The 13,346-nt window shown below is 69.8% G+C and carries 15 protein-coding genes; 6 read left to right on the forward strand and 9 right to left on the reverse strand.

Annotation, left to right across the window (positions count from 1 at the left end; genetic code table 11):
- Positions 1 to 3 precede the first annotated feature (3 nt).
- Entirely contained in the window at positions 4 to 939 is a 936-nt protein-coding gene (locus D9601_RS10795) for an ABC transporter ATP-binding protein (RefSeq protein ID WP_198354015.1), read from the reverse strand.
- A 114-nt stretch (positions 940 to 1,053) separates the two neighbouring features.
- Between D9601_RS10795 and D9601_RS10800 the strand changes: the two genes are divergently transcribed.
- From D9601_RS10800 to D9601_RS10820, 5 genes are all read left to right on the forward strand, one after another.
- Entirely contained in the window at positions 1,054 to 1,290 is a 237-nt protein-coding gene (locus D9601_RS10800) for a zinc-finger domain-containing protein (RefSeq protein ID WP_198354016.1), read from the forward strand.
- A gap of 36 nt (positions 1,291 to 1,326) precedes the next feature.
- Positions 1,327 to 2,754 (forward strand): metalloprotease TldD, encoded by a 1,428-nt coding sequence (gene tldD / locus D9601_RS10805; protein WP_198354017.1) that lies wholly within the window; start codon positions 1,327 to 1,329, stop codon positions 2,752 to 2,754.
- 13 nt (positions 2,755 to 2,767) lie between these two features.
- Positions 2,768 to 2,974, forward strand: a complete 207-nt coding sequence (locus D9601_RS10810) for a putative signal transducing protein (RefSeq protein ID WP_198354018.1) — start codon at positions 2,768 to 2,770, stop codon at positions 2,972 to 2,974.
- A 141-nt stretch (positions 2,975 to 3,115) separates the two neighbouring features.
- Positions 3,116 to 3,454: a P-II family nitrogen regulator gene (locus tag D9601_RS10815; protein ID WP_198354019.1), complete on the forward strand. Its 339-nt coding sequence runs from the start codon at positions 3,116 to 3,118 to the stop codon at positions 3,452 to 3,454.
- Between the two features lie 14 nt (positions 3,455 to 3,468).
- Complete coding sequence (locus D9601_RS10820; protein WP_198354020.1) at positions 3,469 to 4,833, forward strand: ammonium transporter; 1,365 nt, start codon at positions 3,469 to 3,471, stop codon at positions 4,831 to 4,833.
- Positions 4,834 to 4,989: 156 nt separating this feature from the next.
- On the opposite strand, the gene D9601_RS10825 is transcribed toward D9601_RS10820, so the two are convergent.
- From D9601_RS10825 to D9601_RS10860, 8 genes are all read right to left on the reverse strand, one after another.
- The gene (locus D9601_RS10825) at positions 4,990 to 5,397 is read right to left on the reverse strand and encodes a hypothetical protein (protein ID WP_198354021.1); all 408 of its coding nucleotides are present in this window, start codon (positions 5,395 to 5,397) and stop codon (positions 4,990 to 4,992) included.
- Positions 5,394 to 5,849, reverse strand: coding sequence for a TIGR01244 family sulfur transferase (locus tag D9601_RS10830; RefSeq protein ID WP_198354022.1), 456 nt, complete (start codon positions 5,847 to 5,849; stop codon positions 5,394 to 5,396). The genes D9601_RS10825 and D9601_RS10830 overlap by 4 nt, the downstream gene beginning before the upstream one ends.
- 74 nt (positions 5,850 to 5,923) lie before the next feature.
- A complete protein-coding gene (gene recQ / locus D9601_RS10835; RefSeq protein WP_198354023.1) occupies positions 5,924 to 7,690 on the reverse strand; it encodes a DNA helicase RecQ in 1,767 nt (588 codons plus the stop codon).
- Positions 7,691 to 7,841: 151 nt separating this feature from the next.
- A complete protein-coding gene (locus tag D9601_RS10840) occupies positions 7,842 to 8,090 on the reverse strand; it encodes a hypothetical protein (RefSeq protein WP_198354024.1) in 249 nt (82 codons plus the stop codon).
- Positions 8,091 to 8,840, reverse strand: coding sequence for a gamma-glutamyl-gamma-aminobutyrate hydrolase family protein (locus tag D9601_RS10845; protein ID WP_198354462.1), 750 nt, complete (start codon positions 8,838 to 8,840; stop codon positions 8,091 to 8,093).
- Entirely contained in the window at positions 8,840 to 9,805 is a 966-nt protein-coding gene (epsC, locus tag D9601_RS10850) for a serine O-acetyltransferase EpsC (protein ID WP_198354025.1), read from the reverse strand. Before epsC ends, D9601_RS10845 begins: the two co-directional genes overlap by 1 nt.
- A gap of 83 nt (positions 9,806 to 9,888) precedes the next feature.
- On the reverse strand, positions 9,889 to 10,773 hold the full coding sequence (locus D9601_RS10855; protein ID WP_198354026.1) for a DMT family transporter: 885 nt from the start codon (positions 10,771 to 10,773) through the stop codon (positions 9,889 to 9,891).
- Complete coding sequence (locus tag D9601_RS10860) at positions 10,770 to 11,849, reverse strand: PLP-dependent cysteine synthase family protein (protein ID WP_232474049.1); 1,080 nt, start codon at positions 11,847 to 11,849, stop codon at positions 10,770 to 10,772. Before D9601_RS10860 ends, D9601_RS10855 begins: the two co-directional genes overlap by 4 nt.
- Positions 11,850 to 12,019: 170 nt before the next feature.
- On the opposite strand from D9601_RS10860, the gene D9601_RS10865 reads away from it, so the two are divergent.
- On the forward strand, positions 12,020 to 13,312 hold the full coding sequence (locus D9601_RS10865; RefSeq protein WP_198354027.1) for a dicarboxylate/amino acid:cation symporter: 1,293 nt from the start codon (positions 12,020 to 12,022) through the stop codon (positions 13,310 to 13,312).
- Positions 13,313 to 13,346 lie beyond the last annotated feature (34 nt).

Below are 13,346 nucleotides of genomic sequence, written 5' to 3' on the forward strand. Positions count from 1 at the left end.
CCATCACCCGTTCGACCGGGTCAGGCTGAGGAACACGTCCTCCAGATCTGCCTCGCGCGTCGTCACGTCGACGATGCCCAGGCCCTCGCGGGTCACCGCGGCGAGCACCTCGCCCGCATTGACCTTGTCCTTGCTGTAGGTGATCTCCAGCGTCCGCGTGCCCTTCAGCACGATCTTCTCGAAACAGGCGGCGGTCGGCGCCTCGCTCAGATCGCGGTCGACCGTCACCGCGACCAATTTCTCCTGCGCCTTGCCGACCAGCTCGCGGGTCGGCTCGTTGGCGACGAGGCGGCCCTGGTTGATGATCGCGATGCGGTCGCACAATTCCTCGGCTTCCTCGAGATAGTGCGTGGTCAGCACCACCGTCACGCCGGCCTGGTTGAGCTCGCGGACATAGGCCCAGAGTTGCTGGCGCAGCTGGATGTCGACGCCCGCGGTCGGCTCGTCGAGGACGAGCACCGGCGGCGAATGGACCATCGCCTTGGCGACCATCAGCCGCCGCTTCATGCCGCCCGACAGGGTGCGGGCATAGGCGTTCGCCTTGTCCTCCAGATGCACCGCACGGAGCAGGTCGAGGCTCTTGCGTTCGGCTTTCGGCACGCCGTACAGCCCCGCCTGGATCTCCAGCGTCTCGACCGGCGTGAAGAACGGATCGAACAGGATCTCCTGGTTGACGATGCCGATCGACGCCTTGGCGTTGCGCGGATGCGCGTCGATGTCGAAGCCCCAGATGCTCGCCGAACCGCTGGTCTTGTTGACCAGCCCGGCCAGGATGTTGATCAGCGTCGACTTGCCGGCGCCGTTGGGACCGAGCAGGCCGAAGATCTGGCCCCGCGGCACGTCGAAGGTGACGCCGTCGAGCGCACGCTTGCCGGGCGCGCCCTTGATCCCGGAATAGGTCTTGCAGAGATCGCGGATGCTGATGGCGGCGTCGGTCATGACAGCAGCGCATAGGCGCATCGGTGGCACGGTGGAAGGCGCTGGGTGGACGGGCTGGCCGGAAGACGCCGAAGGTCTTGCGGGGCCGGGCCGGAACGCGCTATCGCCCGCGGCATGGTTCCGCCGCCCGAAGTCGTCCGTGTCTCCCAACGTCGCGTCGCCTGCGATGGCGCCACCGACATTCCCGGTGGAGCGGCGCTCGGCCATCCGCGCGTCTTCCTGCAGATCGACGAGCATGGCTATATCGACTGCGGCTATTGCGATCGCCGCTTCGTGCTGATCGGCGGCCCCGCCGATGGCGTCGACCCGGCGTCGCTGCCGGATATTTCGGAAGGCGCCAGCCCGCGCTAACTAGCCCCCGCGGATCGGGCGCCTATATTGGCGGGCATGACCGTATCCGCCGATCCTCGCTCGTTCCTCTACCGTGACCAGCTCAGCCCCGAGGGCGCGCAGCGGCTGACCGCCGATGCGCTCGGCCGCGCCGACGATGGCGAACTCTATCTGCAATACCGCCGGTCGGAAGCATTCGGCTTCGACGACGGCCGGCTGAAGACGGCAAGCTACGATACCGGCGCGGGGTTCGGCCTGCGCGCCGTGTCGGGCGAGATGACCGCCTTCGCCCATGCCAACGAGCTGAGCGAGGCGGCGATCAAGCGCGCCGCGCAGACGATGGCGCTGATCGATCCGTCACAGGCGGCGAAGGCGCCGGCGCCGCAGGGCACCAACCATCGCCTCTACACCGACAGCGATCCGCTCGACCTCGTCCCCTTCGCCGACAAGGTCAATCTGTGCCAGGCGATCGATGCCGCCGCGCGGGCCCGCGATCCGCGCGTCGCGCAGGTCTCCGTCGGCCTGTCGGGCAGCTGGAGCGTGGTCGAGATCGTCCGCCCCGACGGCTTCGTCGCCACCGACGTGCGGCCGCTGGTGCGGCTCAACGTGTCGATCGTCGCGGAGAGCAACGGCCGGCGCGAGACGGGCAGCTTCGGGATCGGCGGCCGCTACCTGTATGACCGGCTGTTCGAGGAGGCGACCTGGAACCGCGCGATCGACGAGGCGCTGGCGCAGGCGCTGGTCAATCTCGAATCGGTCGCGGCCCCGGCCGGCGAGATGACCGTGCTGCTCGGCTCGGGCTGGCCCGGCGTGCTGCTGCACGAGGCGATCGGCCATGGGCTAGAGGGTGATTTCAACCGCAAGGGCACCAGCGCCTTTTCCGGCCGGATCGGCGAGCGGGTCGCCGCGCCCGGCATCACCATTGTCGACGACGGCTCGCTGCCCGACCGCCGCGGCTCGCTGTCGATCGACGACGAGGGCACGCCGACGCGCGAGACGGTGCTGATCGAGGACGGCATCCTGAAAGGCTATATGCAGGACCGGCTCAACGCGCGGCTGATGGGCGTGCCCGCCACCGGCAATGGCCGCCGCGAAAGCTTCGCGCATGCGCCGATGCCGCGGATGACCAACACCTTCATGAAGGCGGGCCGCGACGATCCCGCCGAGCTGATGGGCCGGGTGAAGAAGGGCATCTTCGCCAAGTCGTTCGGCGGCGGCCAGGTCGACATCGTTTCGGGCAAGTTCGTGTTCAGCTGCACCGAGGCCTATCTGATCGAAGACGGCAAGCTGGGCGCGCCGATCAAGGGCGCGACGCTGATCGGCGACGGCCCGACCGTGCTGACCCGGGTCACCGGCATCGGCGACGACTTCGCGCTCGACGAAGGCGTCGGCATGTGCGGCAAGGGCGGACAGAGCGTCCCCGCCGGCGTCGGCCAGCCGACCCTGCTGGTCGAGGGGCTGACGGTGGGCGGCACGGCGGCGTGAGAATGAGTCCGCGATGATCGTCGAGCTCGGCCGCTACAGCCGCAACGAGGCGCATATGGTAGTCGGCCGGCTAGAGGCGGAGGGGATCGACGCCGTCGCCTTCGATGGCGGGTCGAGTGTTGCCGACGGCAGCTGGCTGCTGATCCCAGTGCGCGTCATGGTCGATTCCGAGGATCTGGCGCGCGCCCAGGCGCTGCTCGCCACACTGCCCCCTGCCTGATTTTCGGGCAGCTTCATGACGATGCATCTATTTTGATCGCGTAACGATCCCTTCCTTCGTCCACCGCCCGTTTTCGCCCTCTTGCAGCCGGTTGGCACGGGGCTTGCGATGTTTCGCCATGGGTTAAACGAGGGGGCGCGGATGAAGCTGGTCATTGCGATCATCAAGCCGTTCAAGCTGGACGAGGTGAGGGAAGCGCTCACCACGCTCGGCGTCGCGGGCATGACGGTCACCGAGGTCAAGGGCTTCGGCCGTCAGAAGGGGCAGACCGAAATCTACCGCGGCGCGGAATACAGCACCAACATGGTGCCCAAGATCAAGATCGAGGTGGTCTGCGCCGCCTCGCTCGCCGACCGGGTGGTGGAGGCGATCCAGGCTTCCGCCAACACCGGCGCGATCGGCGACGGCAAGATCTTCGTGCTCGACGTCGGTCAGGCGGTGCGCATCCGCACCGGCGAAACCGACGATTCGGCGCTGTGATGATGGGGGGAGCAATGAAGCAAGCGATCAAATACGCCGGTGTCGCGGGGCTGTGTGCCGTGGCGTTCGCCGCTCTGCCCGCCTGGGCGCAGACCGCGCCGCTGCAGGCGCCGCCCGCCGCACCTGCCGGTGTGGTCAACAAGGGCGACACCGCCTGGATGATGACCAGCACGGTGCTGGTGATGATGATGATCCTGCCCGGCCTGGCCCTGTTCTACGGCGGCCTCACCCGCGCCAAGAACATGCTGTCGACGATGACGCAGATCGGCGCGGTCGCCTGTCTCGCGATGCTGATCTGGGTGATGTACGGCTATTCGATGGCCTTCGGCCCGGATTTCGCCGGCGGCGGCGTCCTGACCAATTTCATCGCCAGCTTCGACAAGGCGTTCCTCAAGGGCGTCACCGCCGCCTCGCAGTCGGCGACCTTCACCGCCGGGGTCGAGATCCCGGAATATGTCTTCGTCTGCTTCCAGATGACCTTTGCCGCGATCACCGTCGCGCTGGTGCTGGGATCGGTGGTCGAGCGGATGAAGTTCAGCGCGGTGATGGCGTTCGGCGCCGTCTGGCTGACCATCGTCTATTTTCCGATCGCGCACATGGTGTGGGCATCGTCGGGCCTGTTCTTCAAGGCGGGGGCGCTCGATTTCGCCGGCGGCACGGTGGTGCACATCAACGCCGGTGTATCGGCGCTGGTCGCCTCGCTGATGCTCGGCAAGCGGATGGGCTATCCGACCACGCCGATGCCGCCGCACTCGCTCACCCTGACCGGCGTCGGCACCGGCCTGCTGTGGGTCGGCTGGTTCGGCTTCAACGCGGGGTCGGCGCTGGAGGCCAATGGCTCGGCCGGCCTCGCGATGATCAACACCTTCGTCGCGACCGCCAGCGGCGGCCTGTTCTGGATGCTGGTCGAGCGGGTGCGCGGCCACAAGGGCTCGGCGCTCGGCTTCTGCTCGGGCATCGTCGCCGGCCTGGTCGCGGTGACGCCGGCGGCGGGCAATTCGGGCCCGTTCGGCGCGATCGTGCTCGGCGCGGTCGCCTCGGTGGTCTGCTTCTTTGCCGTCTCGGTGCTGAAGCCGAAGCTCGGCTATGACGACGCGCTCGACGCCTTCGGCGTGCACGGCATCGGCGGCATGATCGGCGCGATCGGCACCGGCATCGTCTACGCCCCGTCGCTCGGCGGTCCGGGCGCGGCGGACTATGCGATGGGCGCCAAGCTGCTCGTCCAGGTCGAGGCGGTCGCGACGACGATCATCTGGGCGGCGATCGGCACGGTGATCGCGATCACCATCGCCAAGGCACTGACCGGCCTGCGCGTCGCTCCCGAAGTCGAGCAGGAAGGCCTCGACCTCGGCGAGCATGGCGAGCGCGCCTACAACTGATCGGGAGCGGGGCGCCAAGGCCCCGCACCCCACGACGTTCCTCCTGCGGACGACCTGGCCCGGTGCGGCAACGCACCGGGTCTTTTTTTGCGTGTCGGCAGCTTGACCGATCGCGGCGCGTCACCCGGACGCGCACCACGGTCGCGACGTCGGCGATCAGCCCTTGCGGACGTCGGCCGGGGCGAGGCGGCGGATGTCGAGCGCATCCACCCCGGCGACCGCGACGGTGCCGAGCGTGCGATCGCCCGTTTCGACCATGATCCCGTCCAATGTCGAGCGGAGCTGCCCCCAGCCGACCTCGCGCACGACGATCCGGCCGCCGAACCGGCGCATCACCGCGACCCGCCCGTAGACATCGACCGCCAGCGCACCGCCGCCATCGGCACCGACCACCGCACCGCGGGTCGCGAAGCCGGGCAGCGCGGCCTCCGCCGCGGTCGCGGCATCCTCCGGCGCGGCGATGCGGCCGGGCCGGTTGCGGCGCAGCGCCCAGACCGCGAGGATCAGCACCGGCACCGCGGCGCCTGCCCCGGCGACGGCGATCGGCAGTGCGGCGACGGTCATGCCTGCGGCGGCGCCTCGTCGGCCGCGGCGGCGAGCGCGTCGAGTGTCGGACGCAGGCCGCCGAGGTCGTAGCCGGCGGCGCGCGCCTGCTGGACCAGCACCTCTGGGTCGCGCCCGGCCTTGGCGGCGGCGAGCGCCCAGAGGTTGCAGCTGCGCGTCCCCGACCGGCAATAGGCGAGCACCGGGCCATCGGCCGCGACCAGCGCCGCTGCCATGGCATCGAGCTGCGGGTGCGAGAAGCCGGCGTGGGTCACGGGGATCGCCGTATAGGCCAGGCCCTGCGCCTCGGCAGCGACGCGGATCGCCTCGCCCGACGGCTGACCCGCCTCTTCCTCGTCGGGACGATTATTGACGATCGCGACAAAGCCGGCCGCCCTGATCGCGGCGAGGTCGTCGGGGGCGATCTGTGGCGCCACGCTGATACGGTCGTTGATGGTGCGGATATCGGCCATGCGAGCGCTTTACGCGATCGGTGGAGGAGCGTCAGCCCAAATTGGATGATCCGTTAACTGATTTGACAGGACCGTCACGCCGCGTCGCGGATCACCTCCAGAAAGGCCTCGCCATAGGCGTCGAGCTTGCGCGCGCCGATCCCCGACAGCAGCGCCAGTGCGGCGCGACTCGCCGGTCGCTGCGCCGCCATGTCGCGCAGCACCGAATCGTGGAAAATGACATAGGGCGGCACCCCCGCCTCCTTGGCGAGATCGCGCCGGCGAGCGCGCAGCGCCTCGAACAGCGGATGATCCGCGGGATTGGCGGTAGCCGGCGCCTCACCGCGCTTGCGCGAGCGGACGCGCTTGGGCGGAACGACCAGCGACAGCCGCTCGCCCCCTTTGAGCAGTCCCCGCGCGCCGGGACCGAATTCCAGTCCGCCGTGCGCATTGGTGCGCAGCGCATCGCGCAACAGCAAAGCCCGGTGCACCGGCTTGAGCAGCGCCGCTTCCTCGCCGTCGACGATGCCCCAGACCGACAGCGCCTCGTGCCCGTTCATCAGGCTGCGCTCGGTCGACTGGCCGAGCAGCACCTGCTCGATATAGCCGGCGCCGAACATCTGGCCGGTACGGAACACCGCCGACAGGAATTTCTGGGCGGTTTCCGTGGCATCGACGGCGTCCGGCGAGCCCAGGCAATTGTCGCAATTGCCGCAATCCTCGCTGCGCTCCTCGCCGAAATGCTTCAGCAATATGCGTCGGCGGCAGCCGGCCGTCTCGACCAGGGCGCCCAGGGCCGCGAGTCGCGTGCGCTCGCCGGCCTGCCGCTCGGGCTCGACCTCGCCGATTCGCTGGCGGGCGCGGGCGAAATCCTCCGCCCCCCAGAACAGATGGGCGACCGCGGGATCGCCGTCGCGCCCCGCCCGGCCGGTCTCCTGATAATAGGCCTCGATCGACTTGGGCAGGCCGGCATGCGCGACGAAGCGGACGTCGGGCTTGTCGATGCCCATGCCGAAGGCGACCGTGGCACAGATCACCATATCTTCCGACGCGACGAAATCGGCCTGGTTCCTGGCGCGGATGTGCGGTTCCAGACCGGCGTGATAGGCCCGCGTCGGGCGGCCGGTGCGGGCCAGCGCCTCCGCCAGCTTCTCGGTCGCGGCGCGGGTCTGGGCGTAGACGATGCCGGGGCCGGGCGTCGCCGCGATCAAATCGGCGATCTGCTTGTTGGTGTTCGCCTTGGGGGTGATATTGTAGCGGATGTTGGGCCGGTCGAAGCCGCTGACGATCAGCCCGTCGCGCGGGATGCCGAGCTGCTGCAGGATGTCGGCGCGGGTATGCGCGTCGGCGGTCGCGGTCAGCGCCAGCCGCGGCACGTCGGGGAAGGCATCCATCAGCGGTTCGAGCAGGCGGTAATCGGGGCGGAAGTCGTGGCCCCATTCGCTGACGCAATGCGCCTCGTCGATCGCGAACAGGCTGAGCTTCGCCTGGCCCAGCAGCTCGCGGAAATGACCGGACGAGGCGCGTTCCGGCGCCACATAGAGCAGGTCGAGCTCGCCGGCGCGGAAGCGGGCGATGGTGTCGGCGCGATTGTCGTCGGCGCTGGTCAGCGTCCCGGCGCGGATGCCGACCGCCTGCGCGCTGCGCAACTGGTCGTGCATCAGCGCGATCAACGGGCTGACCACGACGCAGGTGCCCTCCAGCATCACCGCCGGCAATTGGTAGCAGAGCGACTTGCCCGCGCCGGTCGGCATCACGCCCAGCGTCCGCTCGCCGGCCAGCACGCGGCTGACCACGGCGTCCTGCACCCCTCGAAAAGCGGGGAAACCGAAGACGCGTTGCAGGGTGGGGAGGGGATCCATCGCGCGCGATATAGAGACGGGGTCGGGCAGGCGGAAGCGCCCCGTCCGGCGTGTCGGATCGGGGCGCCTGACGAAAAAGGCGGCCCGGTGCCAGCACACCGGACCGCCAGGTGACGCCTAGGGAGCTATCCAGGCGTGTCTCGGATACGGATCAGAGCGCGTTGCCGGTCGCGCCGTTACCGGCGGCGGGAGCGCCGTCGACCGGCGTCAGGGCATTGTCGGCCGGCGCGTCGAGATTGCCGGCGCCGATCGCGTCATAGCTGTTGTCCGCCACGCCCTCGTCATTGAGGGTCAGCGTCTCGTCGGCAGCGGCGCTGTTGTTGGCGACGTCCTGCTTGTGACAGGCCGACAGGCCAAGCGCGGCAGCGGCGACGAGCGGCAGGGCGATACGGAAGTTCATTTAGGCTTCTCCATGGTGAAAAGGTGCCCCGCGCACGGTCGCGCCGAGCAGGGTGAAAAAGGCGCGGCTGGCGGGCGAGCGCGCGACATCCCATTCCGGGTGCCATTGCACGCCGAGCACTGCGCCGCCGCAGGGCGAGGCGGATACCGCCTCGACCAGCCCGTCGTCGGCGCCCGTCGCCTCGACCGACAAGCCGCCGCCGAGTCGGTCGATCCCCTGCTGGTGCACCGAATTGACGCGCAGCCGGGTTGCCCCCGTCGCATCGGCAAGACGGCCCGCCGTGGCCAGATCGACGTCATGGCCGTGGCCGAACAATGCGGCGTAATCGCCGTCCCACGAGCCGGCATGATGCCGCGCCGTCGGCGCCAGCGAGCCGCCGAACAGCACGTTGATCTCCTGCAGACCGCGGCAGATGCCGAACACGGGTTTGCCGGCCTCGATCATCCGGTCCGCGAGGGTCAGTGCCACCGCGTCGCGGCCGGGGTCGCTGCGCGCATCGTCGGCCAGCGCCGGTCCGCCATAATGCGACGGCGCGACATGCGAGCGCGATCCGGTCAGCAGCAGCCCGTCGAGGATCGCGGCGAGCGCATCGGCATCGACCGCCTCGGGCAGCGCCGGCACCAGCAGCACGTTGGCGTCCGCCAGATCGGCGAGCGGCCGGACGAAGCGACTCGCCACCGTCTGCACCGGGCGGCCGGCATCTTCGTTGCAGCACAGGATGCCGATCAAGGGCTTGGCGCGTCGGCCCATCACGCCCCCGCCAGTTCGTCGCGCAGCGCATGGGCGGCGCCCGCGGGCAGGACATGGGCCTCCGGCTGGGTCACCACCGCGCCGGCGGGGACGTCGGACAAGAGCCAGACGTTGCCGCCGATCGTCGCGCCGGTGCCGATCGTGACCCGACCGAGGATCGTCGCACCGGCATAGATGACGACATCGTCGCCGACGATCGGATGGCGGGCGAAGCGGGTGCGCGGCCCGTCGCTCGCCAGGCCGAGCGGAGTGCGCGCGCCCAGCGTGACATGCTGGTAGAGCCGCACCCGGTCGCCGATGATCGCGGTCTCGCCGATCACCACACCGGTGCCATGGTCGATGAAGAAGCGTTCGCCGATCGTCGCGCCGGGGTGGATGTCGATACCGGTGCGCGCATTGGCGAGCTCGGAGATCAGCCGCGCGACGATCGGCGCGCCGAGATCATGCAGCTGATGCGCCAGCCGGTGGTGCAGGCTGGCGATCGCACCGGGATAGCAGAGCAGGATTTCGTCGGTGCTACGCGCCGCCGGGTCGCCGACGAAGGCGGCGGCGATGTCGCTGTCGACCAGACGGCGGATATCGCCGAGCTGCGCTGCGAACAGGCGCACGATCGTCGCGGGTTGGTCCGGATCGAAGCGCGCCTGCGATTCCGCCTGCCAATAGGCGAGTTCGTGCGCGATCTCCCGCTCCAGTTCGGCGAAGGCGGCGGTGATCCGTGCCGCGACGAAGCGATCCTCCTCCGCCGGACTGCCGCGCAGCTGGCCGAGACGACGCGGATAGAGTGCTTCCGACAGCAAGGTGACGACGCGCTCGATGGCGCCGAGCGAGGGGAAAGCGGCCTGGCCGCGCGCCTCCGGCTGGGTCGCCCGCCATGCCTGGCGTTCTGCCGCCAACGCGGCCACCGCGTCGCTGATCGACGCGCCCGCCAGCGAAGCACGGGAAGGCAAAGGAAGCGGGTTCGCCATGCCGCGGGAGGTTATCCCATCGGAATAGTGGGAATAGGAAGAAAAGCTTTATCGAGGTGAAGTCCGACTCGATGGCGGGACGGTCAGGCGGCGGTTGGCGGCGCGTCGTGCGGGGTGGCGGGGTCCTCGCCGAGCACCACCGCCAGACTGCCCAGGATGATCAGCACGCCGCCGCCGGCGAGTGCGGCGGTGAGCCGGTCGCCGAACAGCGCGACGCCGAGGATCGCGCCCATCAACGGCTCGATGTTGATGAACACGCCGGCGCTGGCGCTGCCGACCCGCGACGATCCGAACTGCCAGGCGGCGGTGGCGAAGGTGGTGGCGAGCAGGCCTTGGCCGACGATGCCCGCCCAGGCGGCGGCGCTCAGGTCGAACCGGGGCACGCCGTGCATGACCAGCGACACCGGCAGTACGGTCAGCGCGGCGACGACGACGGTGACCGACGGCATCGCCATCGGATGGCGCGCGCTCGGCGCCGCCTTCAACGCATAGAACCAGCCGAGGAACAGGATCAGCGAGCCGAGCGACAGCAATATGCCGAGTAGCGAGCCCGCCCCGCCGGGATCGCCGGCGATCAGCGCCGCGCCCGCGGTGGCGGCGGCCACGCCCGCCCAGCTCAGGCCGCTGGTCCGCTCGCCGAGCAGACGCGCGGACACGGCGATCAGCGCCGGCATCGCGCCGACGAGCAGCGCGGCGAGCGTGACGCTGACCCGGGCCAGCCCCTCGAACTGGACCAGGAAGGCAAGGCCGTAGAGCGACCCGGCGAGCAGCACCGCGGGCGAGGCGAACAGCGCGCGCGCCTCACGCCCGAGCACGAAGGGCAGGGCCGCGACCGCGGCGACGGCGAAGCGGAGCAACACCATATGCGCCGGCGTCGTCTCGCGCAGCGCCAATTTGCCGAGCGGAAAGCCGAGGCTCCAGCACAGGCCGGCGAGAATCAGCGCGGCGAAGGCGGTGCGGCGGCTCATGCGGTTGATCCGAGGAAGGCGCGCATCGCCGCTTCCGCCGGGCGGTGATCAAGGCCGTGCCGCGCCAGCCAGGCATCGTCATAATAGGTGCAGGCGTAACGGTCGCCGCCGTCGCACAGCAAGGTGACGATGCTGCCCTCTTCGCCGCGGTCGCGCATCGCATCGGCAAGCTGCGCACAGGCGATCAGGTTGGTGCCGGTCGATCCGCCGACGCTACGGCCGAGCGTGGCGCTCAATGCGCGCATCGCGCCGACGCTGTCGGCATCGGCGACCGCGATCATCCGGTCGATGACGTGGCGGACGAAGCTCGGCTCGACGCGCGGTCGGCCGATCCCCTCGATGCAGCTGCCTTCGCCATCGGCGAGCGTCGTCACCGCCGGATCGGCGAAATGGCGGTGGAAGACCGATCCCGCCGGGTCGGCGACGCACAGCCGGGTCGCATGCCGCTGGTAGCGGAGGAAGCGGCCGATCGTCGCCGAGGTGCCGCCGGTGCCTGCGCCGCAGACGATCCACGACGGGACGGGATGTTCCTCCTCGCGCATCTGCGCGAAGATGCTTTCGGCGATATTGTTGTTGCCGCGCCAGTCGGTGGCGCGCTCGGCATAGGTGAACTGGTCCATGTAATGGCCGCCGGTGTCGGCGGCGAGCCGGTGCGCGGCGGCATAGACGTCGCGGGGATCGTCGACCGCGTGGATCTCGCCGCCCTGGAAGCGGATCGCCGCCAGCTTGGGCGGCGCAGTCGCCGCCGGCACCACGGCGATGAAGCGCAGGCCGAGCATCCGCGCGAAATAGGCTTCCGACACGGCGGTCGATCCCGACGACGATTCGATCACCACCGTGTCCGGCCCGATCCAGGCATTGCACAGGGCGTAGAGGAACAGCGACCGGGCGAGCCGATGCTTCAGGCTGCCGGTCGGATGGCTGCTCTCGTCCTTCAGATAGAGCGTGATGCCCGGATGCCTAGGCAGCTCGACGCGGATCAGATGGGTATCCGCCGAGCGGTTGTAGTCGGCCTCGATCCGCCGCACCGCCTCGTTGAGCCAGCCGCGATCCGCCCGCTGCATCGATGTCGTCATGTCCTGCCCTTCCCGCCGCGCCCTGTAGCGAGGTCCGGCGGCCATCGACAGCATGGGCGCCGATTTTTGCTGCCCGGCGGCGCGGCAGGCGAACGATAAGCGACCCGATCTTTACCGGCATCCAGCATTTCTTGTGTCGTTTCCCGGTCGCCCCACCCTAGATGATCGTGATGACAGACGCAGTTCGCAGCCGCCTGCCCTCGTTCGGGATCCAGGTGTTCGCCGGCATGGCCATCGGCCTCGCGCTCGGCTTCGTCGCGCGTCAGACCGGCGCGCCCGGGCTGGCAGAGGGGCTGCGCATCGTCGGCGACCTCTTCGTCCAGCTGCTGAAGGCCCTGGTGGTGCCTTTGGTCTTCACCGCCATCGTGGCGTCCATCGCGGCGCTGCGCGATCTCAACAATGCCGCGCGGCTGGTGGCGGGGACGTTCCTGTGGTTCGGGATCAGCGCGCTGATCGCGGTCAGCATCGGCCTGACGCTCGGCACCGTGCTGCAGCCCGGCGCGCACGCCGGGGTCAGCGCGGCGGCGGCGGTGCGGCCGGACACGGCGGGGTCGTGGCTCGACTTCCTGCGCGGGCTGGTGCCGGTCAACATCTTCGCGCTGGAGGCCTCGACGACGGTTGCCGAGGGCGGCGCCGCGACGACCAGATTGTCGTTCAACGTCCTGCAGCTGATCGTCGCCGCGGTCGCGATCGGCGTCGCCGCGGTGCGCGTCGGCGAGCCGGGGGCGCCGTTCCTCGCCTTCAACGCCTCCGCCCTGGCGATCTTCCGGCGCATCCTGCGCTGGGTGGTACGGCTGACGCCGATCGGCACCGGCGCGCTGCTCGGCAGCGCGGTGGTCCGCTACGGTTGGCAGTCGCTGTCGGCGCTCGGCACCTTCGCGGTCGCCGTCTATATCGGTCTCGCGCTCGTCCTGTTCGTCGTCTACCCGCTGCTGATGCTGGCCAACGGGATCAGCCCGCGGCGCTTCTTCGCCGCCGCTTGGCCGGCGATCCAATTGGGCTTCGTTTCGCGCTCCTCGATCGCGACCCTGCCGGTCACCGAAGAGGTGGTCGAGCAGCGGCTGGGTGTACCGCGCAGCTACGCGGCCTTTGCCGTGCCCTTCGCCGCAACGACCAAGATGGACGGCTGTGCCGCCATCTATCCGGCGGTCGCGGCGCTGTTCGTCGCGCAATATTACGGCATTCCGCTGCACGGCGTCGACTATCTGCTGATCGTGCTGGTGTCGGTGCTCGGCTCGGCGGCGACGGCGGGGCTGACCGGCGCGCTGGTCATGCTGACGCTGACGCTGTCGACGCTCGGCCTGCCGCTGGAGGGCGCCGGGCTGTTGCTGGCGATCGACCCGATCCTCGACATGGGGCGGACCGCGGTCAACGTCGCCGGACAGGCGCTGATCCCGACGATCGTCGCCAAGCGGCAGGGGCTGCTCGGCGAGGAGCGCCACGACGCGGTGGCGCTGGCCTGAGCTCCGGTCCCGCTAGCCGCAGCCGATCAGCCGA

Origin of the sequence: Sphingomonas sp. MA1305, assembly GCF_016107325.1 — a bacterium.
Classification (GTDB): Bacteria; Pseudomonadota; Alphaproteobacteria; order Sphingomonadales; family Sphingomonadaceae; genus Sphingomonas.

What these genes read in the sequence shown, in the direction of transcription:
- D9601_RS10795 (WP_198354015.1), bottom strand. Translation starts at nt 939, where the DNA reads ATGACCGACGCCGCCATCAGCATCCGCGATCTCTGCAAGACCTATTCC.
- D9601_RS10800 (WP_198354016.1), top strand. Translation starts at nt 1,054, where the DNA reads ATGGTTCCGCCGCCCGAAGTCGTCCGTGTCTCCCAACGTCGCGTCGCC.
- tldD (WP_198354017.1), top strand. Translation starts at nt 1,327, where the DNA reads ATGACCGTATCCGCCGATCCTCGCTCGTTCCTCTACCGTGACCAGCTC.
- D9601_RS10810 (WP_198354018.1), top strand. Translation starts at nt 2,768, where the DNA reads ATGATCGTCGAGCTCGGCCGCTACAGCCGCAACGAGGCGCATATGGTA.
- D9601_RS10815 (WP_198354019.1), top strand. Translation starts at nt 3,116, where the DNA reads ATGAAGCTGGTCATTGCGATCATCAAGCCGTTCAAGCTGGACGAGGTG.
- D9601_RS10820 (WP_198354020.1), top strand. Translation starts at nt 3,469, where the DNA reads ATGAAGCAAGCGATCAAATACGCCGGTGTCGCGGGGCTGTGTGCCGTG.
- D9601_RS10825 (WP_198354021.1), bottom strand. Translation starts at nt 5,397, where the DNA reads ATGACCGTCGCCGCACTGCCGATCGCCGTCGCCGGGGCAGGCGCCGCG.
- D9601_RS10830 (WP_198354022.1), bottom strand. Translation starts at nt 5,849, where the DNA reads ATGGCCGATATCCGCACCATCAACGACCGTATCAGCGTGGCGCCACAG.
- recQ (WP_198354023.1), bottom strand. Translation starts at nt 7,690, where the DNA reads ATGGATCCCCTCCCCACCCTGCAACGCGTCTTCGGTTTCCCCGCTTTT.
- D9601_RS10840 (WP_198354024.1), bottom strand. Translation starts at nt 8,090, where the DNA reads ATGAACTTCCGTATCGCCCTGCCGCTCGTCGCCGCTGCCGCGCTTGGC.
- D9601_RS10845 (WP_198354462.1), bottom strand. Translation starts at nt 8,840, where the DNA reads ATGGGCCGACGCGCCAAGCCCTTGATCGGCATCCTGTGCTGCAACGAA.
- epsC (WP_198354025.1), bottom strand. Translation starts at nt 9,805, where the DNA reads ATGGCGAACCCGCTTCCTTTGCCTTCCCGTGCTTCGCTGGCGGGCGCG.
- D9601_RS10855 (WP_198354026.1), bottom strand. Translation starts at nt 10,773, where the DNA reads ATGAGCCGCCGCACCGCCTTCGCCGCGCTGATTCTCGCCGGCCTGTGC.
- D9601_RS10860 (WP_232474049.1), bottom strand. Translation starts at nt 11,849, where the DNA reads ATGACGACATCGATGCAGCGGGCGGATCGCGGCTGGCTCAACGAGGCG.
- D9601_RS10865 (WP_198354027.1), top strand. Translation starts at nt 12,020, where the DNA reads ATGACAGACGCAGTTCGCAGCCGCCTGCCCTCGTTCGGGATCCAGGTG.